Consider the following 24,610-nt stretch of genomic DNA (forward strand, 5'->3'; position numbering starts at 1 on the left):
AGCTAGGCCGAGTGGCGCAGGTCGTGCGCACGGTTATGCGCCGCCGGAGGCCGACGGGGGTGTGCGCCATCGCGCTTCGGTGCCAGCTCGTGCATCACGGCGCGGAACACGGGCGGCGCGAACAGCACGTTGCGATGGCCGAGACCGTCGAAGGCCATGAGCCGCGCCGACGGCCGCGCCGCGGCAATGTCCTCGGCATTGCGGAACGTCACTTCGTCGTCGTCGCGCCCGTGGATGATGAGCACCGGCGCATCCGTGCCGCTGAGCAGCTCGGCGGCGGAGAACGTTGCCACCGGCCGGTGACCGACACGCTCCAGGTGCGTCTCGTAGGCGCGCTGCGCTGCCGGCCCGAGCTTCAGCGCCCGGCCGAAGTTGCGCGTCACCTCGGACAGACGGTTGGGACAGGCGATGAGCACGAAGCGGCCGATCGGATGCGCGTGGTTGAGCGGCGGGCCGCCCTCGGCGACCAGCAGCGACACGAAGCCGCCGAACGAGTGGGCGACGACGGCATCGATCGGGCCGTAATGGTCACACAGCGTCAGCATGGCGCGCGCGCAGTCGGCGAGGTTGGTGCGGCGTCCTTCGCTCGAGCCGTGCGCGGGGAAGTCGAAGGCGACGACGCGCATGCCGGAGCGGCGCAACGGCTCCATGAAGGCGGTCATGAAGGAGGCTTCGCTCGTCCAGCCGTGCACGATCATGACCGTGCCGCGTGGCTTGCCGTCGGGCTCGAAGACGTAGGTCTGCACGGTGCCGGCGGGCGTCGGGATGCGCTCCCACCGCGCATGCCGCAGGTGGAACCGGGCGCGGGCGGTGAGTTCCTCATGGTCGTGGCTGCGATGCTGCGACAGCTCGGGCGTGCAGAAGATGCGGAAGGCGACGTCCCCCGCCAGCGCCGGCGGCAGCTGGTCAAGAATCGTCGCTGCGCGCGGATGCGGGCAGCGCAGCGCCAAGTGACGCTTCTCGTGTCGTTCTCTAGTCACGGCGTACGCGCTCTGCTGTGCGCGGCTGGAAATTTCCGGACAACCCGCCCGGTGAGCCGCGCCGACTGCAATCAGCGACGAATAATTTAAAACCATAAACGTCCCGTGAAATTACGCCCGCAGATGCAGTCGATCAACGCCTCCCGCCGGTCATGGTTGCCTGCGGCAGGGAGTCCCAGAAAGCGCGGCAATTCTCTGAAGACAGAGGAAAATCCGTGTCCGGTGCCAGGCGGGCACGGCATCGAATCACGTTCGTGATATGGGTGCCCCCATGGGGGCCGCCGTTACACGCATCATCGGCATCGATCCGGGACTGCGCCGCACCGGCTGGGGCGTCGTCGACAGCGACGGTGTGCGCTTGAGCTACGTGGCGAGCGGCATCATCACCTCGGCGTCGGACGAGGACCTCGCCTATCGCTTGCGCGAGCTGTTCGAGGGCATCGCCGGCGTCATCGCCAGCTTCATGCCGCAGGAAGCGGCGGTGGAGGAGACCTTCGTCAACGATAACGCGCGCTCCACCCTGAAGCTCGGGCAGGCACGCGGCATGGCGCTGCTGGCGCCGGCAATGCGCGGGCTCCTCGTCGCCGAGTACCCGCCGAACCTGATCAAGAAGTCGGTGACCGGCGCGGGCCACGCCGAGAAGCGGCAGATCGAGGCGATGATCGGCTTCCTGCTACCGAAGGCGCGGGTGCAGAGCGCTGACGAGGCCGACGCGCTTGCGATCGCCATCTGCCATGCCAATCATCGCCAGGCGCGGGCCCGGCTGGCAGTCATGAGCCGGCTGTAGTCAACCGCGCATAAGCGGTCCATCACTGCGGGGAATTCTATGATCGGCAAGCTCAGAGGCAAGGTCGACGCCATCGGCGAGAGCTTCCTCATCGTCGACGTCAACGGCGTCGGCTACGAGGTGCAGGCTTCGTCGCGCACGCTGCGCAACCTGAAGCAGGGCGATGAGGTTTCGCTCACCATCGACACGCACGTGCGCGAGGACGCCATCCGCCTCTTCGGCTTCGCGAGCGAGGTGGAGCGTGCCTGGTTCCGCACCTTGCAGAACGTGCAGGGCGTCGGCTCGAAGGTGGCGCTGGCGCTGCTCGGCACGCTGTCCCCGCAGGATCTCGCCAACGCCATCGCACTCGGAGATTGGGCGAGCGTCGAGCAGGCGCCGGGGATCGGCAAGAAATTGGCGCAGCGCATCGTAGCGGAGCTGAAGGACAAGGCGCCGGCTTTGACCGCCGCCGGGCTGCAGTTGCCGGGCGCCTCCGCGAGCGGCGGGCCACCGCAAGGCAATGCTACCGCGGAAGCCATGTCGGCCCTGTCGAACCTCGGGTACCAGCCGGCGCAGGCCTCCGCCGCCATTGCCGTGGCAATAAAGGAGCTGGGCGACGGCGCCGATACCGCTAAGCTCATCCGCCGTGGCTTGAAGGAACTGGCGCGGTAGGCGCCCCAAGAACCGCCGAGAGGACTGATGGTTGCAAACGGCCAACGCGCCCTGTGGACGTTCCTCATTTATGCGCTGGCGGGTCCGTTCTTTGCGGCGCTGGCGCTGCTGATCGTCATCGCGCTCGCGGGCGTCTTCGGGCTGTCCGGCCTGCTGCCCGTCGAGGTGACGGGGTTCGGCGAGGCCGCGCTCGCGGCGTTTGTCTGGTCGGCGGTGCCGGCGGTGATCACCGGGCTCATCCTCGGGGGGGTCGTCTGGCGCACGGGCGGATTGACCTGGATGGTGGCCGCGGCCGTCGCCGTAATCGCCTTTGCCGGCGCGGCGATGCTGCTACCACTCGACCTGCACGACGCCCGGCCCTATCTTGCATTCCTGGCCGGGCTCGTTTCTGTCGCCGTGCGCCAAGTCCTCATTCAGGCCGACATCATCGTCGACTGAGGCTCCCCCCCGGCCAGCAACCAAATCTCGCTGCTGAGCGTTTCTCACTCGCGAAATTCAAATGGAGGCTTCCATGCGCTGGGCCATAGCAGCCACGCTCGGCCTGCTGGCGCTGCCAGCTTTGGCCGCCATGCAGACCGATGTCGGCGTGCTCACCTGCACGCTGGCGGACCACGGAGAGAAGGACACCAACCCCGACAGCCAGACGCGCGCCATCCACTGCGCCTTCAAGCCCAAGGGCGGCCCTGAGGAGGTTTACGTCGGCGAGATCAAGAAGGTCGGGTCCCAGACCGAGCTCAACGGCACGCAGGTGCTCATCTGGGCGGTGATGGGACCGTCTGATCGCAAGCTGAAGCCGGCGGTGCTCGAGCAGACCTACGTCGGCGACGCGGCCGGCGATGGGTTGTCGGCTGACGGCAAGCCGCCCAAGCAGCTCGTCGGCGAGACCGACAAGGCTTACGCGCTACAGCCGATTGCCGACGAAAGCAAAGAGCGCAACGCCACCGACAGCGTCACCGTGATCCAGCTGCGCCTCAAGTCGACACCGACCTAGCGGTCAGGCGCCTTGGGTGAAGTGCAAGTCGCGTTGACGCGCAGGCTAGGTCTGACTACCGATAAGATGTTATTGCCCGCGCTCATCGAGAGTGGCTAAGCGCGGTAGCCACGGATATTTTCTGTATTGCGAGAGGTCATATGTCGAAGAGAATACTTTTCTGCGCTGCCATTCTGGCCGCTGGTCTTGCCGCCTCTCCTGCACCGAGTATCGCTGCGCCGATCACCGAGGTCGTCGAGGCCGGGATTGAAGGATGTGGACAGACGCCCGATGATTTTGGTCCGCAGTTCTGGCACGACGTCGATAAGGCGTGCACGAACAAGACGTCATGCAAAGTTCGCCTGACCGACAGCTACCCGCTTGCAACGCTTCAACAATATGAGTGCAAGAGCTTCTTCGTGAACTTCATCTGCACCGGCGCGACCAAGGAAGTGAGCGGACCCGACCTCACATCGGAAGTCACGCTGCAGTGTAACTAGGCGCCGTCGGCAAGGACAGCTATCGCCCTGTCGAGCTGCGGGTCCTTGCCGGCCGCATAGCGGATGTCGAACGGCACCTCGATGGACGGCGGAACACCCTTGCCTTCGATGCGCTCGCCGTCGACGGCCGCATCCTCCACGGCAAGGATCAACAGGCTGCCGTCGGAAAGCAGGAACGCCGTGCCGGCGAGGAGCGCGCCGGCCGTTCGTTCACCGATCACCTTGCCGAACCCGTTCTTCTTGAAGCCGTAGGCCAGTACTTCCTTGCCGGAGCGCGTCCCGCCGTTGACGAGCATGGCGACGGGCTTGCCCCACCTATAGCCGACGAGATTGGTGGTGCCGTTGCGCCCCGTGAGCGCCAGCGTCGGGCCGTAGGTATTGAACACGCTCAAATAGCGCGGATGCGCGCCGCCCCAGCCGTCGCGCAGGTCCCATATGAGCGCGTCGGCATCCTTGAGCTTGCCGTCGCTCAACACGTCCTCGAGCTGCTGCTGGTACTCGTTGCCGGCGTACGACCACACCCGGATGTAGCCGATGCGCTTGCCGTTCGCCTCGATGATGCGGGCGCTGTTGCGCAGCGCCCCCTCGAAGGTCTCGCCGGGTTCGATCCATTCCGGCTCGACGGCGACGGCCTTCACTTCGCCGCCGGCGTCGCGGCGTACCGACAGCTTCACCTTTTCGCCGTTCTTGCCGCGGAACGAGCCCACGGGCGCGAACGGCTTGCCGTCGGCGGAGACGATCTCGTCGCCGGCCAGCAATCCGGCGCGCGCCGCGGGCCGGTCAGGAAATACGGCAGAGACGAACGTCTTCCCGTCGAGCACCTTGGTGAACATGCCGATGCCGGCGTAGCGCACCTTGCCGCCGTCGAAGTGCTTCGGGATGTCCCGGCGCAGCGGATAGGAGAAGATGTCGACCAGCTCGTAATAGCCGGTCTCGTCCTTCGTGTAGTGATGCGTGTGCGAGGAATCGAGCTCCGCGAGCAGGGCGTTGATCGCGGCGGAGCGCTCCGCATCGGTATCGGCCGCGGCGTAGGCGGCGCGGTGCTTGGCTCCGGTCGCGTCCCAGTCGAGGCCCTTCAATTTCGGATCGTAGAACTTGTCACGGACGAGGCGCCACACTTCCTCGTAGCCCGCGGTCGAGGCATCGGGCTTGCGCTCGTAGGCGCGCGCCTCGCCGACGAGCATCGGCAGCACCTGGGCGCCGGCCACCGCAACGGCCAGACCTCCGGACCGAACCAAAGCGAGCGCGCGCATATCTCCTCCTCGTGCAGGACACTAGCTGCGTGCAAATGTAGGAACCGAATTGGACGATGCGAGGAGGATAGCGCGGTGCAGACGGCTGTGCCGCCTTACAAATCAGCAATCTTTGAACATGGAGGAGACGCACAGCCACGTGTCGTGCACGTTGCGCCGCGCGACTTCGAAAGCGCCTTCCTGGTAGGTCGACTCGCCGGCGTTGCCCGCCACGCGCTGGAAGTCGGCGAGAGTGACCGTCTTTGCCGTACCCGCACACTGGCCGCCATCGGGTACCGGGGTGACTTGGCACTTCTGATGCTGCCCCTGCTTGGCCAGAACCTTCGTGCAAATCTCCTGCTCGACGTCGCCGCCTAGCTTGTACTTTTCCGACGGCTGCTCGACGACACAGCGATACGAGGCCGAGGGCGCATCGCAGGTGAGGCAGACCTCTCCGGCTTTGGCGGCGAGCGTACCGGCGGCGACGAGGAACGCGAGCGTGGCGAGGCGATGCATACTGTTACTCTCGATGGTGTTTCCCCCGGGCCCCGCGCGACCCGCTCGCTGGACGCTAGCCCCAACGTGTAAGCCTGTGAAGAGGCTAGGTTTTGGCGCGCAACATTGCGGCGGCGCAACATCAAGTGATCCGGCGCCTTGACGCCCGCCGCGAAGCAGCTCACCAGCAGCTTATGAGCCTCGCGAAGCAAACCCACGAGACTTACGGGTCGGAACGTCTCGTCGCCTTCACCGACGCGGTCATGGCGGTGGCCATCACCCTCCTGGTGCTGGACCTGAAGCTCCCCGAGGGCATTCGCGACGACGAGCTCTACAACGCCGTTCCGAACCTCTCGCACGCACTGTGGTGCTACGCGCTGAGCTTCGTCGTCATCGGCGTCCTATGGATGGTCCACCACAACCAGTTTCACTCGATCCCGCGCGTCGATGGGGTCATGCTGTGGCTCAACCTTTTTTTCCTCATGTCGGTGGCGCTGATCCCCTTCGTCACCAGCGTGCTGAGCGATCACGCGACCCCATTGCCGACGATGGTCTACGCGGCCGTGCTTATGGCGAACTGCACGATGACCGCCGCCATGTGGTGGTATGCCAGCCACACGCCCGGGCTCATGTCGCCGGACGTCCCGGCGCAACAGCGACGCGCGGGGCTGATCACGCCACTGATCGTTGCCGGCGTGTTCGCGGCCTCGATCGGTGTCGCCTACTGGGCTGGCTCCTCGGCCGGCCAATGGACATGGCTCCTGGCGGCCGCGGCAGGCCCCATCGGCGACCGGCTGTCCCGCCTCTGATGCACGGTTCGCCTTGACGGCGCCGCCAAAGCAGATCAGGAACAAACCATGACCGAGCGGCTCGTCACCGGTGCCAAGCGCGATACCGATTCCACGGAGGCGTCGCTGCGCCCGCAGGCGCTCGGCGAGTTCATCGGCCAGGAGCAGGCGCGCGCCAACCTCCGGGTGTTCATCCAGGCCGCCCGCGATCGCGGCGAGGCGTTGGACCACGTCCTGTTCGCTGGGCCGCCCGGCCTCGGCAAGACGACGCTGGCGCAGATCATGGCCAAGGAGCTGGGCGTCGGCTTTCGCGCCACCTCAGGCCCGGTCATCGCCAAGGCTGGCGATCTCGCGGCGCTGCTGACGAACCTCGAAGACCGCGACGTTCTTTTCATCGACGAGATCCATCGCTTGAGCCCCGCGGTGGAGGAGATCCTCTACCCGGCACTGGAAGACTTCCAGCTCGACCTCATCATCGGCGAAGGGCCGGCGGCGCGCTCGGTGCGCATCGATTTGGCGAAGTTCACGCTGGTCGGCGCCACGACCCGATTGGGACTATTGACCACGCCGCTGCGTGACCGCTTCGGCATCCCCATCCGCCTCAACTTCTACACCGTCGAGGAGCTGGAGCGCGTGGTGACACGCGGCGCCCGCGTGCTCGGCGCCGCCATCGGTGCCGACGGTGCGCATGAGATCGCCCGGCGCGCGCGCGGTACGCCGCGCATCGCCGGCCGGCTCCTGCGCCGCGTGCGCGATTTCGGGGCCGTGGCCGGCATCCCCATCATCGATAAGACGCTCGCCGACAAGGCGCTCACCGCCTTGGAGGTCGATGCCGAGGGCCTGGACTTGCTCGACCGCCGCTACCTCGCCTGCATCGCCAAGACGCACGACGGCGGTCCGGTCGGCATCGAAACCCTTGCCGCGGCGCTGTCCGAGCCGCGCGACGCGCTCGAGGAGATCGTCGAGCCGTACCTCTTGCAGCAGGGCTTCATCAGCCGCACGCCGCGCGGGCGTATCACGACGCTGAAGGCCTACAAGCATCTGGGCATGTCGGGGCCGCTGCGGTCGTCCAGCCCTCAAGCCGCCCTGTTCGACGTGCTGGATGAGGACAATGGCGGCGACGGCGAGGGTCAGTCCGGGACTGGATGATCGGCGGCGCCCGCGGTGGCCCGGCTTCTATGCCGCAGCCAGCGTCAACTTCTGGCACACCTTTTGCGTCCAAATGGCTGCAACGACATTCCTCCGCAGGGCATTTTCGGCAGCGCAAGTGATCACCCGCAGACAATTGTTCCAGGGCATAGGGGCGGCTGCCGTAGGCGGCGTCGGTTTCGGCGGCTACGCGCTGGCCGAGCCGTTCGGCACGTCGGTCACGCCGTATCGCCTGTCGCCGCCCGGGTGGCCAGCTGGACTTTCCCTGAAGCTCGCCGTCATCGCCGATCTGCACGCCTGCAAGCCGTGGATGGACGTCGAGCGCATCGAGGGCATCGTCGCGCACGTCAATTCGCTGAGCCCCGACTGCGTGCTGCTGCTCGGCGACTATGTCGCCGGCGTGCGCATCTCCCGCTATTCCGAGCCGGTCACGCACGCCGAATGGTCCGGCGCCCTCGGCGGCCTCAAGGCGCCGCTCGGCGTGCATGCCGTGCTCGGCAATCATGACTGGTGGGAGGATCAAGAGGCGCAGGATCGCGGTTGCGGTCCGACGCGCGCCGGCCTCGCGCTCGAGCGCGCCGGCATCCGCGTGTACGAAAACGCATGCGTCAAGCTGAGCAAGGATGGCCAGCCGTTCTGGCTCGCCGGTCTCGGCGATCAATGGGCGTTCTACAAGCACCGGCGCGGCTCGAAATCGTACGTGGGTGTCGACGATCTCGCCGCGACGCTCGCGCCCGTCACCGACGACGCGCCGATCGTGCTGATGGTGCATGAGCCCGACATCTTTCCCAAGGTGCCGGCACGTGTCTCGCTCACCGTCGCGGGCCACACGCACGGTGGCCAGGTCCGCCTGTTGGGCTATGCGCCGATCGTGCCGTCGAGGTACGGCGCGCGTTACGTCTACGGCCACATCGTCGAGCGGGAACGCAATCTCATCGTCTCCGGAGGCCTCGGCTGTAGTGGCATTCCGGTGCGTTTCGGCTCGCCCCCCGAGGTCGTGATGATCGAGCTCGGCGCGTGACGACGCCACGCGTGACAAAGCCGCCGCGATCGGTTTTCTTCACGCTATGACCAGCACGCCTTCCGCAGAAAACGACTGGCCCGACCTCGCCGGCCGGCTGATCGACATCGACGGCACGCGCAGCCATGTGCTGCCGGTGCGCGTCTATTTCGAGGACACGGACTTCTCCGGTCTCGTCTATCACGCCAGCTACGTGCGCTGGTGCGAGCGCGGGCGATCCGATTTCCTCCGCCTGCTGGGCGGCGACCATCGGCGGCTGATCGACGGTTCGGGTGGCAGCGAGCCCGCCGCGTTCGTCGTGCGCCGCATGACCTTCGACTTCCTGAAGCCATCGCGCATCGACGAGCTACTCGAGGTCGTGACCTGCGTGAAGGCCATCGGCGCGGCGAGCCTCACGCTCCTGCAGACGGTTAAGCGCGGGGAAACCACGTTGGTCGAAGCCGAGGTAACGGTCGTTCTGATCTCGGTATCGGGTAAGCCGCTGCGCATCTCGAGCGCCCTGCGCGAGGCCTTCGGCGCCTAGCGATCGGGCCGGCACCGCCCCCCGAACGGGTCGGCTGTTGTGCACGGATGTGCAAAAAACGCTTGATTTTGGCCCTTATCCCGCATATTCGCGCTCGGCCGACGGCACATTGTGCGTGCATCCTGTGTAATATCCCTCCGGCTGAACGATTCTCTCAAGGAAACAACCGATGGCTGAAAAACCCGCTCCGAAGATCAATACTGTCACGCTCCGCCAGCTCGGGGCTTCTCTCTCGGAAGCGCACGACATCCCGAAGAAGCAGGCCGCCGCGGTGCTCGAGGACCTGGTGACGATGATCACCAAGCACCTGAAGAAGGGCGACAAGATCCGCATCGGCGGTCTCGGCGTACTGCAGGTCCGCAAGCGTCCGGCGCGCATGGGCCGCAACCCGGCGACCGGCGAGGCGATCAAGATCAAGGCGTCGAAGAAGGTCGCCTTCCGCGCCGCCAAGGAGCTGAAGGAATCGATCTGAGCGTAAGCTTGGGCGGTTCCTCTCGCGAAGGTTTCGCTGCGCGCCGGTGCATCCCGCATCGGCGCGCAGTTGCGTGTGGGGTCGGCCGCGCCGTGCCGCCGGCCGCGCATTGCGACCAAACTGTTGCCATCAGCGCGCCTTAACCTGCGAATCGGCTACCTTCGATGAAATTCGCAGACGACGGAGGCGACATGTCTGAAAAGACCATCCTCGTGGTCCCCGGCAAGAAGATGACTGTGCCGCGGCCGCTGAAGCGCAGCCTGCAGATCGCCGCCGCGGTTGCACTGACCGCCGGCGTGGCGCTGGCCATTCTGGTGGGCAATGGCCTGCTGGTCCCGCGCGGCCACCTGCTGCAGGGCTGGGACGTGTGGGTGACCTTCATCAACCGCACCGACATCCTGGCCACCATGGTGCTGACGGCGCTGGTGACGGTGCTGTTCGTCTACTGGCAGCGCGATCACGAGCGCGGCAAGTAACGCCCGCGCGCTAAGCCTTGAAACAATTGCACCCCGGGTCGCGACGACCCGGGGTGTTTTCGTTCGTGGGATGAAAACGGGAAAGCCCGCGCAATCGCGGGCGGAATTCAAGCGCTTCTGTAAATGCAAGGGAGGACGCGGCTAATGCCGCGTCCTCCGCTTGTCAGCAAAGATCTGCTTTGCCGATTAGCGGCAGCAGCAGCGCTTGCGATAGTGCTTGATGGCCGAAACGGTGCGGTAAGCGCGAACGCGCTCATACGTCACCTTCTTCACAACCGACACGGTCGGCTGCTGGACGGCGACGGAGCGATAGAACTTACGGCAGCCGCAACGATCGCGGTACAGCTTCTTCACCCAAACGGTGCGGTAGCTGCGGACGCGCTCGTACGAGACGCGGGGAACCAGCTTTTCAACCGGCTGGCGATAGTAGACCTTCTTGGCGACGGTGCAGCAGCCGCCACGGTCAAACAAGTGCGCTTCCGCAGAAGTCGTCATAGCCATGCTCGTACCGGCCATCACGCCTGCGGCAACCAGAACTCCGAGAAGCCCACGCATATTAGAAAACTCCCAAATTCACCCACGGTGGATTTTCAGTGTTTAGCTTTCGGCAATAAACCGAATAAGCCAAACGGCACGCGAAATGGATAACACGCACCCTTTGTAAAAATCGGTTAGCCCGAAAAACAAACAGAATGCATTTCCAGTTATGGTTAATGAACGGCATCAAAGGGGCGCTAGGGCGTATCAAAACGACAAGGGAAACAGACAATAATCGTTTGTTTGTGGGTTAAAAGGCGCCTCGCCGCTGCAACTATTCATTTCGGGGCAAAAGATAATAAACCGAATGGCGATAGTGATAACGATTAGAAACGCAATGACGGCGCGCGGGTAAATGCAAAACAAGAATTGGTCGCGCCGATTTCTGTCGGCGGTCAACCGGCCATTAGCCTGTGTGGCGGAGGGAAGTCTTTGCGGGGCGAATTGCCGTTACACGGCGCCTAGCGGCAGCGCTCGGTGTGCTCGGCGTCCTTCTTGATGACCTGCCCGATGGGGTCGACCGAGCCCGTGGTGATGGGCAGCGGATCGGTGCAGCGCCAGGCCGAGAGCACCTTCGGCTGGCCCGGGTTCGGCTGGCCGGTGGCGGCGCTCTTTGCCACCGGCAGCTCCGGCGCCCCGGCGGTCTCGACCGGCGGCAGCTTCGCCGGCAGCCTGGCCGGGACCGGCTTCGGCGCGATCGGGGTCATGTCGGCCTCGGCCTTGGCGAAACAGCGGTCGAGGTTGACGCAACGGCGCTTGGCGGACGGGTGCGTGTCCGTTTCCGGCGCGCCCTCGAAGCTGTCGCAGACCTCGGCCAGGCCTTTGCGGTCGAGCCAGCCGTCCTTGACGCCGCGATTGACGGCAAAGCAGTCGGCATCGAGCTCGCTGTCGCCGACGGTGATGTGCCCGCATTCGTGGGTGAACACGAAGAGGCGCACGGTCGGCGGCTGCTGGTTGAGCATGTTGGGGTTGAGGATGAGCACGGTCTCGCCCGCCCCGCCTTCGCTCGGCAGGCTGCGGTCGATCATGATGTCGGTCTTACCGCAATTCATCTTGCGGCCGGCAAGCGTCACCGAGCGCCCGACCAGCTCTTCGGCATGCACCGAGACAGTCGGGGGCACGACGGCAGCAAGGCTGAGAGCAGCCGCCGGCAGCAGACGCAGGATACGCAACTTGACCATTGACCAGGCTCGCTCGGCCCCCCGGCTCCCCTCGGCAGCCGGGAATTAAGTGGCTGATTTAGCCCGAATTAGGACGCCCTCGTGCGGCGCCCCGTCGGATGGTCGCGAGTTTATGGGCAAGGCAGCGAACAAATGATGAGGAAGCCCGTGGATGCGCGCTTTGGCACGTGGCATCGACAACCCCTCGCCCGCTAACCATGATGCGCGAAGGCCAGTTTGAGGGTGGGGGGAAGGAACGTGACCAACGAGAAGGACGCCCGGGGCGTCGATTTGGACATCAAGGATGCGGTGGAGGGGCACCAGCGGTTCCGCCAGCAGTTCGAGCAAGACCGGTCGTTCTACCAAAGCCTTGCCACCAAGACGCAGAAGCCGCGCCTCCTCTGGATCGGCTGCGCCGATAGCCGTGTCGTACCGGCGACCATTACCGGCTCCGATCCGGGTGAGCTCTTCGAGATCCGCAACATCGCCAACGTCGTGCCCCCGGCGCACGCCGACGACGATTCGGTCGGCGCGGCCATCGAATACGGCGTCGGGCACCTGGGGATCGACGACATTGTGGTCTGCGGCCACACCGGCTGCGGCGGCATCGCCGCCTTGCTGGAGCCCATACCGCCCGACAGCGAGGCGCATCTGGGCCGCTGGGTGGAGTTCACCAAGCCGGCCCACCAGTTGATTGATGCGGCGCGCGTGCCGGAGGAGGAGCGCCTCACGGCCACCATCAAGGCGCACGTTCAGTTCCAGATCGACAACCTGATGACGTACCCGATCGTGCGCGAGGGCGTCGCCGCCGGGCGCCTCAACGTGCACGGCTGGATCTACGACATGGAGCAGGGGACGCTGTCGGCTTACGACCCGCAATCCGGGGAGTGGCGCGGGCTCCTGGAGCTGGCCGGCGCCTAGCGAACCCCGGCGGGAACGGCCCCTCAGCCGGAGCTTGCGCGATGCGGTAAGATGCGGCCACGGGCCGAGTCGCCAATTGGCCACGGCGCCGCCGTTTGGTCATATTGCGAGGCAACATGCCGTCTTGGGGATGTGGGCGAAGCACGTCACACTCGAGCTTCGGGTGCGCACGGCCGGCTACTCATGCCGGATGGCGCCGACATTGCGAGCGCCCGCGCCCCGGGCTCATCCCACGTCACGGATAAAAATATGAATCCCACCGATCTCGCCCAGGAAGCCATCGGTCCCGCACCGGTGGCCGGCTTCTCGTTCCTCGAGCTGTTTCTGCATGCCCACATCGTCGTACAGCTCGTGATGGGTGGCTTGCTCATCGCGTCGATTTGGTCGTGGGCAATCGTCGTCGAAAAATTCTTCGCCTTCCGCCGCGCCCGCATCGAGTCCGACCGCTTCGAACACATGTTCTGGTCCGGCCAGTCGCTCGACGAGCTCTACACGGCGCTGTCGCGGACCAAGCCGATCACCATGGCCGCCTTGTTCGTTGCCGCGATGCGCGAGTGGAAGCGCTCCGTCGAAGGCAACATCCGCGCGCTCGGCGGCATCCAGCTGCGCGTCGAAAAGGTTATGGACGTCACCATCAGCCGCGAGATGGAGCGGCTCGACCGGCGCCTGCTGTTCCTCGCGACCGTCGGTGCAACGGCACCCTTCGTCGGCCTGTTCGGTACGGTGTGGGGCATCATGACCAGCTTCCAGGCGATCGCGGTGTCGAAGAATACCAACCTCGCGGTCGTGGCGCCGGGTATCGCCGAAGCCTTGTTCGCGACCGCGCTCGGCCTTCTCGCCGCCATTCCGGCGGTTATTTTCTATAATAAGTATTCGGCAGATAGCGCGCAGATCAGCCATCGGCTGGAAGCGTTCGCCGACGAGTTCGCAGCCATCGTTTCGCGGCAGATCGACGTCAGGACCTAAGTCGAACGGCAAAGTGGGGAAGCTAGGCAATGGGCGCCAGCATCAGGATGAACTCCGGCGGCGGCGGCAAGCGCCGCCGCCGTCAGCGCGCGGCGCCGATGAGCGAGATCAACGTCACGCCGTTCGTCGACGTGATGCTCGTGCTCCTGATCATCTTCATGGTGGCCGCGCCGCTGTTGCAGGTCGGCGTGCCGATCGAGCTGCCGCAGGCGAAGGGCAAGCAGCTTGAATCGAACAAGGAGCCGCTCGCGATCAGCGTGAAGGCCGACGGCAGCGTCTTTATCGGCGAGACGGCGGTCTCGCTCGACGAGATCGCGCCGAAGCTGAAGGCCATCGCCAAGAACGGCTACGAAGAGCAGATCTTCGTGCGCGGCGACAAGGGCGTCGCCTACGGCACGGTGATGCGGGTGATGGGCCGCATCAGCGCCGGAGGGTTCCGTAAGGTGTCGCTGGTCACGGAAGTGGAGGATGGAGGCTAGTGCGATGATCGCGAAATTCGCCATCATTCTCGGCAGGGTAGCGAGCGAATTCCGCGATCTGAATCGCACTAGCAAATCGATGCTTCTAGTGTCCCTTATGATGCCGAAGTTCGCTCCGGTCCCAGCAGCGAACCCTGGCGAACTTCGGCATCGGGACACTAGTGCGATGATCGCGAAATTCGCCATCATTCTCGGCAGGGTAGCGAGCGAATTCCGCGATCTGAATCGCACTAGCAAATCGATGCTTCTAGTGTCCCTTATGATGCCGAAGTTCGCTCTCGGCCTCAGCAGCGAACTTTGGCGAACTTCGACATCGGGACACTAGCGTGACCCGCGGGCTCCTCACCTCGTTCATCGGCCATGCTCTCCTGTTGGCCTACGCGCTGCTCAACCTCCCGCAGGAGCCGCTCGACCTGCCGACGATCATTCCGATCGAGGCGACGATCATCACGCCGTCCGAGCTGACGCGCCTGAAGCAGGGCGATCCGCAGTCCAAGCAGCTCGAAGCGAAAGCGAAGGAAGAGCCGCCGGAGGAGATCTCCAAGAAGGAGGCGGAGAAGCCGAAGCCGATCACGGCGCCGCCCCCCGCCGCCGAGCCGCCGCCGCCGGCCGAGCCGGAAAAGGCCGAGCCGCCGCCCGAGCCGAAGAAAGACCCGATCGCCGACAAGCTCGCCGCCGCGCCGCCAGAGCCGCCGCCGGAGCCTGGTCCAACGCCTGACGAGAAGAAGAAGCTCGAGGAGAAGCTCGAGCTGGAGCGCAAGGCCGAGGAAGAGAAGAAGCTGGCGGAAGAGAAGAAGCAGGCGGAAGAGAAGAAGAAGGCCGACGAAAAAAAGAAAGCGGAAGAGAAGAAAAAGGCCGAGGAAAAAAAGAAGAAGCTGGCCGAGGCGAAGCGCAAGTTGGCCGAGAAGCAGAAGTTCGACGCTGACAAGATTGCCGCGTTGCTCGACAAGACGCCCGACAAGCGCGGCGCGCCGCAGTCGGCGACGCCGCCGACCAAGCCGACCGACTACACGGGGCCGACCGCCGGCGAGCGGCAGGGCAACGATACGGTGCTGTCGGCGCGCGAGCAGGACCTGCTCTTGTCGATGATCAATCAGCAGCTCGAGCCGTGCGCACGTCTACCGGGTGGCGGCGGAGGCCCGGACACGCCGATCGTCAACGTGCGCTTCCAGTTGAACCAGGACGGCTCGCTCAACGGCGAGCCCGTCGTCGTCAACCGACAGAATACGCCGCTCTATGCCATCGCCGCCGATGCGTCGGTGCGTGCGATCAAGCAGTGCGCCCCGTTCCAGCTGCCGCCCGACAAATATGCGGCATGGAGCACCGTTACATGGGCATTCGACTGGCCGGTAATATTAGGGCTCGTGCAGCGATAGGAATGCGTGCCGCAGCGATTCGATGCTAAGCAGCCCGCAATCGGCAAGGGAATTTACGACATGCGAGACGACAAGCGAGTGACGGCGGGCGGGCGCAAAGGCTTCTCATGGCGCTCACATCTGCTGAGCACGCTCGCGTGGCTCTTGGCCGCCGCGCTCATCGCGCCCGTTTCGGCGCAGCGTCCCGACGACAGCTACAAGGGGCCTTCGACGGGCGGCGGTCTCGACGGGCAGATGCGCCAGTTCGATGCGCCGCCTCCAGCGCCCAGCGGCGGCGGTGGTGGTCTCGTTGGCGGTGGCGGCGCCGGCGGTCTGCAGGGGCGGCAGACGCAAGGCACGATCGCGCCGATCCCGATCGCCATTCCGATTTTTCTCGGACCGGATCCCAAGCTGTCGGCGGAGATCGCCGACGTCGTGCAGAACGATCTCGGCGGCTCGGGTCTGTTCGAGCCCCTCGACCGCGGCTCGTTTCTCGAGCAGGTACGTGACGTCAACGCGGCCCCGCGCTTTCCCGATTGGCGCTCGATCCGCGCCGACGCCCTCGTCGTCGGCGACGTCTCACGTGGCGCCGACGGCCGCATCGTCGCGCAGTTCCGTCTCTGGGACGCGACGACCGGAAAACAACTCGCCGGCCAACGATTCGCCACCAGCGCGCAGAATTGGCGCCGCGTCGGCCACATCATCGCCGACCAAGTCTACAAGCAGCTCACGGGCGAGTCGGGCTACTTCGACACGCGCGTCGTGTTCGTCGACGAGACGGGGCCAAAGGACAAACGCGTGAAGCGGCTGGCGATCATGGACCAGGACGGCTTCAACGTGCGCCTGCTCAGCAAGGGCCAGGAGCTCGTGCTCACGCCGCGCTTCAGCCCGACCAATCAGGAGATCACGTTCATGTCGTACGCCGGCGACCAGCCGCGCGTGTTCCTCATGAACCTCGAGACGGGGCAACGTGAGATCGTCGGCGACTTTCCGGGGATGACATTCGCGCCGCGCTTCTCGCCCGACGGTCAGCGCGTCATCATGAGTTTGCAGGCGGAAGGCAATTCGGCGATCTACGAGCTCGACTTGCGCTCGCGTCAGCGGCGGCAGCTCACGCAAGGCACCTCCATCGATACCAGCCCGAGCTATTCGCCGGACGGCCGGCAGGTCGTGTTCGAAACCGATCGCGATGGCAGCCAGCAGATCTACGCGATGAACTCGGACGGCTCGAACCAGCACCGCATCAGTCAGGGCGAGGGCCGCTACTCGACGCCCGTCTGGTCGCCGCGCGGCGACTACATCGCCTTTACCAAGCAACTCGGCGGACGCTTCCTGATCGGCGTCATGCGGCCGGACGGCTCCGGCGAGCGTGTCCTGACCGAGGGCTACCACAACGAGGGCCCGACCTGGGCGCCTAACGGGCGGGTGCTGATGTTCTTCCGCGAATCGCAGGGTGAGACCGGCGGAGCGGGAATCTTCTCGGTAGATTTGACCGGGTACAACGAGCGAACGATCCGTACGCCATCCTTCGCGTCCGACCCCGCGTGGTCCCCTCTCCTGAATTGAAACGGGCCTTAACCCGAAATTAACCAAAATTAGGGCTCTATGATGCCCAAGCGCTTCGAGGTCGGAGCGGCAACTTTAAGCCGCAGATTCAAGCTCTTCCGGCGACTCGGGGAAGGCGGTGCTGGCTGTGTGGGAGGGTGCGGATCGGCGTTGCATTTTCGCACCTACCGGCTTGGAAAACTGAGGGATAACTGCCTCTGTTCTTGATCAAGACGAGCCACGCCAGTACCCCAATAGATGGCTAGTGCCGATAAAGCATCAGGAGATGAGACCATGCAGGGTTTGAAGGGGCTGATCGTTTTGTCAGCAGTGGTTGCGGCCGTTGCGCTGAGCGCGTGCCGTCGTGAAGAGCCGGCGCCGTTGAAGCTGGGCGCTGATATGCCTGCCGCCGCGCAGCCCGCTCGCTAGAGCCGGCGGCAAGGCCAGGACAACAATAGGAGAAAATACTATGAAGAGTGCAATCGTACTCGCCGTCGTCGTCGCTGCTGTTGCTCTGGGCGCTTGCCGTCGTGAAGAGCCTGCTCCGCTGAAGCTCGGCGCTGACATGACCACGGAAGTTGCTCGCTAAGCATTTGCTTATCGAGGTGGGACAACCTTTTTTAGGAGAATGACGATGAAGGGGGCCATCCTTATTGCGGCTGTTGCCGCTGCGGTTGCTCTCGGCGCTTGCCGCCGCGAGGAGCCTGCTCCGCTCAAGCTCGGCGCCGACCTTCCGGTCGCTGCCCAGCCGGCTCGCTAAGTTTGCCGTAAGGCTAGCCTCCTCTGCGCAAGCGGAGGAGGCTCGATTTCAAGGTCGAGGTGGACGCTCAAGGGCGCCGCCTCGGCCTTGATGTGTTTTGGGGGCGTCACTGGGCGTCAATCGGTGCTCTGAGCGATTCTCAAGGCAAGCGCCGGCCGGACGTCGCTGGACGGGCTAATGGGATAGCCGCCACCGATCGCCGCAATGCCTCACATCCGAGCAATAGCGGGGATCGTGTTATTGCCTTCGGGCAACACCGGGTCCATTGGTCGCCGCGCCGGACTGCTTCCCACCGCTTATTGTTTTGACGTCGGTGCCTCCCATGGCGAATCGGGGGAAGGTGCCGGCTTACCACCGGGTTGGCGGCCACATTTTCGTACAAGCTGTGAGCTAACCCTCGGTCGATCTGGAACTCTCGCCCCGCTTTGATGTTGAGTGGTGGGCGACGAAAGGGACGTTCATGGCCACGACAACCTGGTTCACCCGCGCGGCGCGCCTGCTCGCAGTTCTGCTCGTGGGTGCCCTGGCCGCCGCCTGTGCCAACAACGAGAATCAGCCGAGCTCGCAACTGACGGGCCGCGACGGCTCGGTGACCCCCGGCTCGCACCGCGACTTCTCCGTCAACGTCGGCGACATCGTCTACTTCACCACCGACAGCACCGACCTGACGTCGGAAGCGACCGCGATCCTGCAGAAGCAGTCGCAGTGGCTGCAGCAGTATCCGCAGTACACCATCACCATCGAGGGTCACGCCGACGAGCGGGGCACGCGCGAGTACAACATCGCGCTGGGTGCCCGCCGCGCCACGACCGTGCGCAACTTCCTCGCCCAGAACGGCATCAACGGCTCGCGCATCCGCACGATCTCCTATGGCAAAGAGCGCCCCGTGGCGGTCTGCAACGACATCTCCTGCTGGTCGCAGAATCGCCGCGCCCAGACGGTGTTGAACTCGCGCACCGCCGGCAACTAATCCGCACGACGCCAAGTTACGGCGTTTAAATCCCGGGGCACGCCCCGGGATTTTTGTTTGTGCGCGCCCTGCAAAACCAGCCCTTGCAACGCCGTCTGTGGCACCCAAGCCGCACATCCACACCTGTGATCGCAATTGCGCAACACGGCAAAGATTCGCCGCAAATCCTGAGCAATGATCGTTGAGATTTCAGCGGTTTACTCGTGAGGATTTCGATGTCGTGGCTTCAGCGCGGATCGAGCGCTTCGCTCATCGCAGCTTGTGCCCTCTTTGCGTACGCAGCCGGCGATCCTACGCGCGTCGCCAACGCCGAGCCTTCGTTTTCTTCGCGCGCGGATGAGCGCTACGGCACCGAGCAGCGCGCCGACGAACTCTACCTCGACGCCGTCGAAAAGCTCGATGCGGGCCATCCGGACTTCGCGCGCGAGCTGTTCCAGTCGGTCGTCGAGCGCTATCCGATGTCGTCCGCCGCCGAGCGTGCGCGCGGTGCGCTCACTGATCTTGCGCGCAACGATGCAGCGCGCCACGCCGACGCGAGCCCGCCCGCTCGTCTCGATGGCACACCGCCCATGACCACCGGCTCGATCACCGCGCCGGAACTGCCGGACGCGCCTGCGGCGCTCCCCGTTCCCGGCATCCGCACGCCCGTCTGGGATATCGAGTTGCGCCGCAACGCGTCGATTCAATCGAAGCTGCGCGTCGAGGCGGGCGATCGCGTATTCTTTTCGCCCGGCAGCGCCGATCTCGGCAGCCGCGCCCGCACGGCACTCAGCGCCCAGGCCCAGTGGCTGATGCGCTGGCACGAGTTCGAGGCGGCGATCGAAGGCCATGCCGACGAGCCCGGCTCCGAACAGGAAAATGTCGTCCTTTCGCAGCAGCGCGCCGAGGCCGTGCGCCAGCGCCTGATCGAGGAGGGCGTCGAGCCCGACCGCCTCGCCGTCGTGCCTCTCGGCCGCTCGGTGCGGGTGGCCACTTGCGCCGACACCGACTGTCGCGCCCAGAATCGCCGCGCCGTGACGCTCGTCTTTGCCACCGGCACGCGCGACCGGTTGGGGCTCAACGCCGGCGCCCCGCGTGCAGCGGCAGTGAGCTTCGCGCCTGGCAACACTGCGCCCGCCGCAACTGCCCGGCAGGCGGGCGTGACGCGTTGACAAGGCATGCCGTAAGTGATGCGTAGGAACCGTGATCGGCCTGCCGCTACCTCGTTTGCCGCACCGCCGGGGGCCATGCATTTGACGACAACTGCGGGCCGCCGCGCATCAAGGCCGTCGCTCAGCTCAGGACGTCGAACGCTCATGCTTCGCCTTTTCGCCCCGATGATTTTCAGCTGCGTATGCGCCATCGGACTTGGATCGGCTGCCTTCGCCGAGCCGCAGCAAGCGCCGATCCGCGTCGCCCAGGCGGCGCCGCAGGCGCAACCCAAGGCCAAGGCAGCGCCGGCAGCACCGGTGGCCGACGATTCAGCTTTGAAGCAGCGCGTCGAGCAGCTCGAGGAGCAGCTCGTCGACATGCAGGTCGTCGTCGGCACCCTCGAATCACTCGCCCGCGGCGGCGGCGCACTGGCCGCTTCGGGCGCAGGTGGCGCCGGCTTTAGCGGCGGCGCCGATAGCGTGCGCCTCGACGGACTCGAGACGCAGTTGCGCGCCCTCTCCGCGCAGATCCAGCAGTTGACCGACCAGGTGCGTACGCTTGGCGGTCAGCCGCGCCGCTCCGATGCCGGATCGGCACCCACGAATTTCGCTGCGACGCCGGCGCCGGGTCCAGGTCCAGTCTCAGGTGCTGGCGCGGATGCGGGTGCGGCGCCGGCCGCGCCGCCCGCTGCGGATGCCGGCCGCTTCGGCTCGACGACGGTCACCGCCGGCAACGGCGGAGATTCGATCGGCGGCCTGATCGAGAGCGAGCAGCCAGCCGCCGAGGGTGGGGCCGCTGCCAGCCCGCCGCCCGAGATGGCGGCGCTGCCGCCGGCCTTCGGTGCCGCGACGGCTCCCAACGCCGCCGACGCCGGCAACGCCAAGCAGCTTTACGAGACCGCCTACGGTTACCTTATGCAGCGCGACTACACGGCGGCGCAGAGCGCGTTCGAGGATTTCCTCACGCGCTACCCGCAGGATTCGCTCGCCGGCAACGCGCAGTATTGGCTGGGCGAAGCCCACTTCGTGCGCGGCGAGTACAAGGCGGCGGCCAGCTCCTTCCTCAAGGGCTACCAGAACTACGCCGGCAACGCGCGCGCCGCCGACAGCCTGTTGAAGCTCGCCATGTCGCTCGACCGGCTTGGCCAGAAGGACGCCGCCTGCTCATCGTTCGGCGAGCTGTCCACACGGTTCCCCAATGCGCCCGAGAACGTCAAAAATCGCGCCAAGTCGGAGCGGCAGCGGATTGGCTGCACCTGAGGCCAGCGCCGCGCCCGCCCATTCGGCCGACGCTGCGGGAGCGGTGGGCGACGATGAGCTCGAGGCGCTTTTTGCATTCCTCGCCGACTACCCCCTCGTGATCGCTGCCGTGTCGGGCGGTGCCGACAGCATCGGCATGATGCGTCTCATCGCCCGCTGGCAGCAGCGACGTGCGCAACCGCCGAAAGTCACCATCGCCACCGTCGATCACGGGTTGCGTCCCGCCTCCCGCGCCGAGGCCGAGTGGGTTGTTGCCCGCGCGCAAGAGCTCGGCTTCGAGGCGGCATTGCTGACATGGTCCGGCGAAAAGCCAACGACCGGCATCCAAGATGCGGCGCGCGCCGCCCGCTATGCGCTCCTTGCCGATCTCGCGCGGCGCTCTGCGCCCCAAGGCCGGGTGGCTATCGTGACGGCTCATACCGAGGACGATCAGGCGGAGACGCTGCTGATGCGCTTGGCTCGCGGCAGCGGGGTCGATGGCCTTGCCGGCATGGCGCCGGCGCGTCCGCTCGACGGCGATAAGCGCGTGATGCTGCTGCGACCGCTGCTGTCGGTTGCGGGAGAGCGTCTGCGCGCGACGCTGCGCTCGCTGAACGCCGAGTGGATCGAAGACCCGAGCAACGACGCGACGCGCTTTGAGCGCGTGCAGGTGCGCAAGGCGCGCGACGTCCTTGCCCTCCTCGGCATCGACAATGAGAAGATCGCGCTGAGCGCCCGCCGCTTAGCGCGCGCCAAAGCGGCGATCGATGCGGGCGTCGACAAGCTGAAGCGCGACGCCGCCCTCGACCTGCACGCCGGTGCATTCGCCAGCTTCGATCGCGGTGTGTGGCTCGGCGCGCCCGAGGAGTTGCGCATCAGGATGCTCGGCGGCCTGATCGGGTCCTTCGGCGGCCAATCCGAGCCGCTGCGTCTAAGCCAGCTCGAGGCCCTCGTGACGCGCATGGAGCGCGAAGGGTTCGAGGGCGCCACCCTAGCCGGCGCCATGGTCTCGCAGCACGGCGGCATCGTTCGCGTGCAGCGCGAGCCCGGCCGTGTGCCGTTGCCGTCGCTGGTCCTGGTGCCTGGTGCGTCGGCAACCTGGGACGGCCGCTTCTTCGTCGCGGCGTCGGATCGAGCCCCAGCTCCCATCGAGGTGCGCCCGCTGGGCGGCGACGGCTATGCGGCCCTGCGCCGGCAGCTTGACCCGGCGCCTCATCTGCCGGCCAGCGCGGCCGCGACGCTGCCCTCTTTCTGGCGTTCCGGGTCGCTGATCGCCGTTCCGACACTGACGGCCGTTATGGGTCCGGTCGCGGCGCTCGAGGGGGCGGCTGGGCTCTATTCGGCCGAATTCCTTCGCTAGGACGCGGAAATCGCTGGTAATATGCGGTAATGCGACGGTCCGCCGGTCGCGCGATTTGTGTCGCGCCATTAAGCTCCTGGGGAGCGAAGGCCGTGTAACTTGGCAATGTCTGGGCTCACTCCTATGTTAACGGCCAGCGCCAAGCGGCATCCGGACATGTCCGGGCACAGGGTTTGCCCTCGCTGGTTTCGCGGTCCACAGGGAATGAAATGAACTCGAATTTCCAAAAGCTTGCCATCTGGGTTGCAATCCTGGTCCTGCTCGCGGCCCTGTTCAATCTATTCAACAATCCGACCCAGAGCCGGCGCGGCACCGAGATCACCTACTCGGAGTTCCTGACTGCGGTCGACAGCGGCAACGTCTCCGACGCCACCCTCGCCGGCAACCGCATCTATGGCACCATGCGCGACGGCGGCACCTCCTTCACCACCTACGCTCCGCAGGATTCAACCCTCGTCGAGCGGCTGGAGAAGAAGGGCATCAAGTTCCGCGCCCGTCCGTCGGACGAGGAAGTGCCCTCGATCATGGGCATGCTCCTCAACTGGTTCCCCATGCTGCTGCTCATCGCGGTGTGGATCTTCTTCATGCGCCAGATGCAGTCGGGCTCGGGCCGCGCCATGGGCTTCGGCAAGTCGCGCGCTAAGCTTTTGACCGAGCGCCACGGCCGCGTGACCTTCGAGGACGTCGCCGGCGTCGACGAGGCCAAGGACGACCTGCAGGAGATCGTCGAGTTCCTGCGCGACCCGCAGAAGTTCCAGCGCCTTGGCGGCCGCATCCCGCGCGGCGCGCTGCTCGTCGGCCCGCCCGGCACCGGTAAGACGCTGCTCGCCCGCGCCATCGCCGGCGAGGCGAACGTGCCGTTCTTTACGATTTCCGGCTCCGACTTCGTCGAGATGTTCGTCGGCGTCGGCGCATCGCGCGTGCGCGACATGTTCGAGCAGGCGAAGAAGAACGCGCCCTGCATCATCTTCATCGACGAGATCGACGCGGTCGGCCGTCATCGCGGCGCCGGTCTCGGCGGCGGCAACGACGAGCGCGAGCAGACGCTGAACCAGCTGCTCGTCGAGATGGACGGCTTCGAGGCGAACGAGGGCATCATCCTCATCGCCGCGACCAACCGCCCCGACGTGCTCGACCCGGCATTGCTGCGCCCCGGCCGCTTCGACCGGCAGATCACCGTGCCGAACCCGGACGTCGCCGGCCGCGAGAAGATCCTGCGCGTGCACATGCGCAAGGTTCCGGTCGCGCCGAACGTCGATCCGAAAGTCATCGCGCGGGGTACGCCCGGATTCTCGGGTGCCGATCTCGCCAACCTCGTCAACGAGGCGGCGCTGCTCGCCGCGCGCCGCAACAAGCGGCTCGTGACGCAGCTCGAGTTCGAAGACTCCAAGGACAAGGTGATGATGGGTGCGGAGCGCCGCTCCATGATCATGACCGAGGAGGAGAAGCTCGCCACCGCCTATCACGAGGCCGGCCACGCTCTGGTCAGCCTCAAGGTTCTGGGCGGCGATCCGCTACACAAAGTAACGATCATCCCGCGCGGCCGCGCGCTGGGCGTGACCATGAACCTGCCGGAGCGCGACAAGCTCAGCTACTCCAAGCAGTGGTGCGAGGCGCGCATCGCCATGTCGTTCGGCGGCCGTTGCGCCGAGCAGGCGATCTACGGCAAGGATCACCTCAACACGGGTGCCTCGAGCGACATCATGCAGGCGACCGATCTCGCCCGCCGCATGGTCACCGAGTGGGGCATGAGCGAGAAGCTCGGGCCGCTGCGCTATAACGAGAACCAGCAGGAGGTCTTCCTCGGCCACGCCATCACGCAGCGCCAGAACATGTCGGAGGACACGGCGCGGCTGATCGACCAGGAGATCCGCCGCATCGTCACCGAGGGCGAGGATACGGCGCGCAGGGTCATCGGCGAGAGCCGGCACGACCTCGAGGCCATCACCCAAGCGCTGATGGAGTACGAGACGATCTCCGGCGACGAGGTGCGGACCCTGTTACGCGGCGAGAAGATCACCCGCAAGCCGGACGACGAGGTGCCGCGCGACCAGAGTGGCTCGGCGGTGCCGAGCGCCGGTGGCCGCTTCCGTCCTGCCGGCGGCGCCGGCCCGATGGAGCCGCAGCCGCAGTCGTAACTTGGC

Annotated in this window: 28 protein-coding genes; 23 read left to right on the forward strand and 5 right to left on the reverse strand. The window is 65.8% G+C overall.

The window, feature by feature from the left end; translation table 11 throughout:
- Positions 1–2 precede the first annotated feature (2 nt).
- Positions 3–980 (reverse strand): alpha/beta fold hydrolase, encoded by a 978-nt coding sequence (locus tag GIW81_RS16430; protein ID WP_324615076.1) that lies wholly within the window; start codon positions 978–980, stop codon positions 3–5.
- 271 nt (positions 981–1,251) lie between these two features.
- Here GIW81_RS16430 and ruvC point away from each other — a divergent pair, with 271 nt between their 5' ends.
- From ruvC to GIW81_RS16455, 5 genes are all read left to right on the forward strand, one after another.
- Positions 1,252–1,767: a crossover junction endodeoxyribonuclease RuvC gene (gene ruvC / locus GIW81_RS16435; RefSeq protein ID WP_154740409.1), complete on the forward strand. Its 516-nt coding sequence runs from the start codon at positions 1,252–1,254 to the stop codon at positions 1,765–1,767.
- 39 nt (positions 1,768–1,806) lie between these two features.
- Positions 1,807–2,418 carry a Holliday junction branch migration protein RuvA gene (gene ruvA, locus GIW81_RS16440; protein ID WP_154740410.1) on the forward strand — a complete coding sequence of 204 codons (612 nt, stop codon included), beginning with the start codon at positions 1,807–1,809 and terminating at the stop codon, positions 2,416–2,418.
- Between the two features lie 27 nt (positions 2,419–2,445).
- Positions 2,446–2,856: a hypothetical protein gene (locus GIW81_RS16445; RefSeq protein WP_154740411.1), complete on the forward strand. Its 411-nt coding sequence runs from the start codon at positions 2,446–2,448 to the stop codon at positions 2,854–2,856.
- A gap of 73 nt (positions 2,857–2,929) precedes the next feature.
- Positions 2,930–3,409, forward strand: a complete 480-nt coding sequence (locus GIW81_RS16450) for a DUF992 domain-containing protein (RefSeq protein WP_195930607.1) — start codon at positions 2,930–2,932, stop codon at positions 3,407–3,409.
- Between the two features lie 140 nt (positions 3,410–3,549).
- The gene (locus tag GIW81_RS16455; RefSeq protein WP_154740413.1) at positions 3,550–3,888 is read left to right on the forward strand and encodes a hypothetical protein; all 339 of its coding nucleotides are present in this window, start codon (positions 3,550–3,552) and stop codon (positions 3,886–3,888) included.
- Here GIW81_RS16455 and GIW81_RS16460 read toward each other — a convergent pair.
- Positions 3,885–5,141: a S41 family peptidase gene (locus tag GIW81_RS16460; protein ID WP_154740414.1), complete on the reverse strand. Its 1,257-nt coding sequence runs from the start codon at positions 5,139–5,141 to the stop codon at positions 3,885–3,887. The genes GIW81_RS16455 and GIW81_RS16460 overlap by 4 nt on opposite strands.
- A gap of 102 nt (positions 5,142–5,243) precedes the next feature.
- The gene (locus tag GIW81_RS16465; protein ID WP_154740415.1) at positions 5,244–5,636 is read right to left on the reverse strand and encodes a hypothetical protein; all 393 of its coding nucleotides are present in this window, start codon (positions 5,634–5,636) and stop codon (positions 5,244–5,246) included.
- 173 nt (positions 5,637–5,809) lie between these two features.
- Between GIW81_RS16465 and GIW81_RS16470 the strand changes: the two genes are divergently transcribed.
- The 6 genes from GIW81_RS16470 to GIW81_RS16495 all read left to right on the forward strand — a co-directional run bounded on the left by GIW81_RS16470 (position 5,810) and on the right by GIW81_RS16495 (position 10,044).
- Positions 5,810–6,424, forward strand: a complete 615-nt coding sequence (locus GIW81_RS16470; RefSeq protein ID WP_154740416.1) for a TMEM175 family protein — start codon at positions 5,810–5,812, stop codon at positions 6,422–6,424.
- A 48-nt stretch (positions 6,425–6,472) separates the two neighbouring features.
- The gene (ruvB, locus tag GIW81_RS16475; RefSeq protein ID WP_154740417.1) at positions 6,473–7,552 is read left to right on the forward strand and encodes a Holliday junction branch migration DNA helicase RuvB; all 1,080 of its coding nucleotides are present in this window, start codon (positions 6,473–6,475) and stop codon (positions 7,550–7,552) included.
- Between the two features lie 118 nt (positions 7,553–7,670).
- The gene (locus GIW81_RS16480; RefSeq protein WP_324615077.1) at positions 7,671–8,573 is read left to right on the forward strand and encodes a metallophosphoesterase; all 903 of its coding nucleotides are present in this window, start codon (positions 7,671–7,673) and stop codon (positions 8,571–8,573) included.
- Positions 8,574–8,619: 46 nt separating this feature from the next.
- Positions 8,620–9,096, forward strand: a complete 477-nt coding sequence (locus GIW81_RS16485; RefSeq protein WP_154740419.1) for a YbgC/FadM family acyl-CoA thioesterase — start codon at positions 8,620–8,622, stop codon at positions 9,094–9,096.
- A 169-nt stretch (positions 9,097–9,265) separates the two neighbouring features.
- On the forward strand, positions 9,266–9,568 hold the full coding sequence (locus GIW81_RS16490; protein WP_154740420.1) for an HU family DNA-binding protein: 303 nt from the start codon (positions 9,266–9,268) through the stop codon (positions 9,566–9,568).
- Between the two features lie 191 nt (positions 9,569–9,759).
- A complete protein-coding gene (locus GIW81_RS16495; RefSeq protein WP_154740421.1) occupies positions 9,760–10,044 on the forward strand; it encodes a hypothetical protein in 285 nt (94 codons plus the stop codon).
- 186 nt (positions 10,045–10,230) lie between these two features.
- Here GIW81_RS16495 and GIW81_RS16500 read toward each other — a convergent pair whose 3' ends face one another.
- Both GIW81_RS16500 and GIW81_RS16505 read right to left on the reverse strand, forming a co-directional pair.
- Positions 10,231–10,539: a hypothetical protein gene (locus GIW81_RS16500; RefSeq protein WP_154740422.1), complete on the reverse strand. Its 309-nt coding sequence runs from the start codon at positions 10,537–10,539 to the stop codon at positions 10,231–10,233.
- A 503-nt stretch (positions 10,540–11,042) separates the two neighbouring features.
- Positions 11,043–11,762: a hypothetical protein gene (locus GIW81_RS16505; RefSeq protein ID WP_154740423.1), complete on the reverse strand. Its 720-nt coding sequence runs from the start codon at positions 11,760–11,762 to the stop codon at positions 11,043–11,045.
- A gap of 237 nt (positions 11,763–11,999) precedes the next feature.
- On the opposite strand from GIW81_RS16505, the gene GIW81_RS16510 reads away from it, so the two are divergent.
- The 12 genes from GIW81_RS16510 (at position 12,000) to ftsH (ending at position 24,604) form a co-directional block, all read left to right on the forward strand.
- The gene (locus tag GIW81_RS16510; protein ID WP_195930608.1) at positions 12,000–12,662 is read left to right on the forward strand and encodes a carbonic anhydrase; all 663 of its coding nucleotides are present in this window, start codon (positions 12,000–12,002) and stop codon (positions 12,660–12,662) included.
- A gap of 249 nt (positions 12,663–12,911) precedes the next feature.
- Positions 12,912–13,628: a protein TolQ gene (gene tolQ, locus GIW81_RS16515; RefSeq protein ID WP_154740425.1), complete on the forward strand. Its 717-nt coding sequence runs from the start codon at positions 12,912–12,914 to the stop codon at positions 13,626–13,628.
- 29 nt (positions 13,629–13,657) lie between these two features.
- Positions 13,658–14,107 carry a protein TolR gene (tolR, locus tag GIW81_RS16520; protein ID WP_154740426.1) on the forward strand — a complete coding sequence of 150 codons (450 nt, stop codon included), beginning with the start codon at positions 13,658–13,660 and terminating at the stop codon, positions 14,105–14,107.
- A gap of 326 nt (positions 14,108–14,433) precedes the next feature.
- Positions 14,434–15,483 carry a cell envelope integrity protein TolA gene (tolA, locus tag GIW81_RS16525; protein WP_324615078.1) on the forward strand — a complete coding sequence of 350 codons (1,050 nt, stop codon included), beginning with the start codon at positions 14,434–14,436 and terminating at the stop codon, positions 15,481–15,483.
- 60 nt (positions 15,484–15,543) lie between these two features.
- Entirely contained in the window at positions 15,544–17,028 is a 1,485-nt protein-coding gene (gene tolB / locus GIW81_RS16530; protein ID WP_229309371.1) for a Tol-Pal system beta propeller repeat protein TolB, read from the forward strand.
- Between the two features lie 273 nt (positions 17,029–17,301).
- The gene (locus GIW81_RS19260; RefSeq protein ID WP_267873851.1) at positions 17,302–17,436 is read left to right on the forward strand and encodes a hypothetical protein; all 135 of its coding nucleotides are present in this window, start codon (positions 17,302–17,304) and stop codon (positions 17,434–17,436) included.
- A gap of 205 nt (positions 17,437–17,641) precedes the next feature.
- A complete protein-coding gene (locus tag GIW81_RS19265; RefSeq protein WP_267873852.1) occupies positions 17,642–17,767 on the forward strand; it encodes a hypothetical protein in 126 nt (41 codons plus the stop codon).
- 460 nt (positions 17,768–18,227) lie between these two features.
- Positions 18,228–18,737 (forward strand): peptidoglycan-associated lipoprotein Pal, encoded by a 510-nt coding sequence (gene pal, locus GIW81_RS16535; RefSeq protein ID WP_154740427.1) that lies wholly within the window; start codon positions 18,228–18,230, stop codon positions 18,735–18,737.
- A gap of 215 nt (positions 18,738–18,952) precedes the next feature.
- The gene (locus tag GIW81_RS16540) at positions 18,953–19,888 is read left to right on the forward strand and encodes an OmpA family protein (protein WP_154740428.1); all 936 of its coding nucleotides are present in this window, start codon (positions 18,953–18,955) and stop codon (positions 19,886–19,888) included.
- 144 nt (positions 19,889–20,032) lie between these two features.
- A complete protein-coding gene (gene ybgF / locus GIW81_RS16545; protein WP_229309376.1) occupies positions 20,033–21,127 on the forward strand; it encodes a tol-pal system protein YbgF in 1,095 nt (364 codons plus the stop codon).
- The gene (tilS, locus tag GIW81_RS16550) at positions 21,114–22,466 is read left to right on the forward strand and encodes a tRNA lysidine(34) synthetase TilS (protein WP_195930611.1); all 1,353 of its coding nucleotides are present in this window, start codon (positions 21,114–21,116) and stop codon (positions 22,464–22,466) included. Before ybgF ends, tilS begins: the two co-directional genes overlap by 14 nt.
- A 209-nt stretch (positions 22,467–22,675) precedes the next feature.
- Entirely contained in the window at positions 22,676–24,604 is a 1,929-nt protein-coding gene (ftsH, locus tag GIW81_RS16555; protein WP_154740430.1) for an ATP-dependent zinc metalloprotease FtsH, read from the forward strand.
- The last annotated feature ends 6 nt before the right edge of the window (positions 24,605–24,610 follow it).

The sequence above is a fragment of the Hyphomicrobium album genome (assembly GCF_009708035.1).
In the GTDB taxonomy this organism is placed as follows: domain Bacteria; phylum Pseudomonadota; class Alphaproteobacteria; order Rhizobiales; family Hyphomicrobiaceae; genus Hyphomicrobium_A; species Hyphomicrobium_A album.

What these genes read in the sequence shown, in the direction of transcription:
- ruvC (WP_154740409.1), top strand. Translation starts at nt 1,252, where the DNA reads ATGGGGGCCGCCGTTACACGCATCATCGGCATCGATCCGGGACTGCGC.
- ruvA (WP_154740410.1), top strand. Translation starts at nt 1,807, where the DNA reads ATGATCGGCAAGCTCAGAGGCAAGGTCGACGCCATCGGCGAGAGCTTC.
- GIW81_RS16445 (WP_154740411.1), top strand. Translation starts at nt 2,446, where the DNA reads ATGGTTGCAAACGGCCAACGCGCCCTGTGGACGTTCCTCATTTATGCG.
- GIW81_RS16450 (WP_195930607.1), top strand. Translation starts at nt 2,930, where the DNA reads ATGCGCTGGGCCATAGCAGCCACGCTCGGCCTGCTGGCGCTGCCAGCT.
- GIW81_RS16455 (WP_154740413.1), top strand. Translation starts at nt 3,550, where the DNA reads ATGTCGAAGAGAATACTTTTCTGCGCTGCCATTCTGGCCGCTGGTCTT.
- GIW81_RS16460 (WP_154740414.1), bottom strand. Translation starts at nt 5,141, where the DNA reads ATGCGCGCGCTCGCTTTGGTTCGGTCCGGAGGTCTGGCCGTTGCGGTG.
- GIW81_RS16465 (WP_154740415.1), bottom strand. Translation starts at nt 5,636, where the DNA reads ATGCATCGCCTCGCCACGCTCGCGTTCCTCGTCGCCGCCGGTACGCTC.
- GIW81_RS16470 (WP_154740416.1), top strand. Translation starts at nt 5,810, where the DNA reads ATGAGCCTCGCGAAGCAAACCCACGAGACTTACGGGTCGGAACGTCTC.
- ruvB (WP_154740417.1), top strand. Translation starts at nt 6,473, where the DNA reads ATGACCGAGCGGCTCGTCACCGGTGCCAAGCGCGATACCGATTCCACG.
- GIW81_RS16485 (WP_154740419.1), top strand. Translation starts at nt 8,620, where the DNA reads ATGACCAGCACGCCTTCCGCAGAAAACGACTGGCCCGACCTCGCCGGC.
- GIW81_RS16490 (WP_154740420.1), top strand. Translation starts at nt 9,266, where the DNA reads ATGGCTGAAAAACCCGCTCCGAAGATCAATACTGTCACGCTCCGCCAG.
- GIW81_RS16495 (WP_154740421.1), top strand. Translation starts at nt 9,760, where the DNA reads ATGTCTGAAAAGACCATCCTCGTGGTCCCCGGCAAGAAGATGACTGTG.
- GIW81_RS16500 (WP_154740422.1), bottom strand. Translation starts at nt 10,539, where the DNA reads ATGACGACTTCTGCGGAAGCGCACTTGTTTGACCGTGGCGGCTGCTGC.
- GIW81_RS16505 (WP_154740423.1), bottom strand. Translation starts at nt 11,762, where the DNA reads ATGGTCAAGTTGCGTATCCTGCGTCTGCTGCCGGCGGCTGCTCTCAGC.
- tolQ (WP_154740425.1), top strand. Translation starts at nt 12,912, where the DNA reads ATGAATCCCACCGATCTCGCCCAGGAAGCCATCGGTCCCGCACCGGTG.
- tolR (WP_154740426.1), top strand. Translation starts at nt 13,658, where the DNA reads ATGGGCGCCAGCATCAGGATGAACTCCGGCGGCGGCGGCAAGCGCCGC.
- tolB (WP_229309371.1), top strand. Translation starts at nt 15,544, where the DNA reads ATGCGAGACGACAAGCGAGTGACGGCGGGCGGGCGCAAAGGCTTCTCA.
- GIW81_RS19260 (WP_267873851.1), top strand. Translation starts at nt 17,302, where the DNA reads ATGCAGGGTTTGAAGGGGCTGATCGTTTTGTCAGCAGTGGTTGCGGCC.
- GIW81_RS19265 (WP_267873852.1), top strand. Translation starts at nt 17,642, where the DNA reads ATGAAGGGGGCCATCCTTATTGCGGCTGTTGCCGCTGCGGTTGCTCTC.
- pal (WP_154740427.1), top strand. Translation starts at nt 18,228, where the DNA reads ATGGCCACGACAACCTGGTTCACCCGCGCGGCGCGCCTGCTCGCAGTT.
- GIW81_RS16540 (WP_154740428.1), top strand. Translation starts at nt 18,953, where the DNA reads ATGTCGTGGCTTCAGCGCGGATCGAGCGCTTCGCTCATCGCAGCTTGT.
- ybgF (WP_229309376.1), top strand. Translation starts at nt 20,033, where the DNA reads ATGCTTCGCCTTTTCGCCCCGATGATTTTCAGCTGCGTATGCGCCATC.
- ftsH (WP_154740430.1), top strand. Translation starts at nt 22,676, where the DNA reads ATGAACTCGAATTTCCAAAAGCTTGCCATCTGGGTTGCAATCCTGGTC.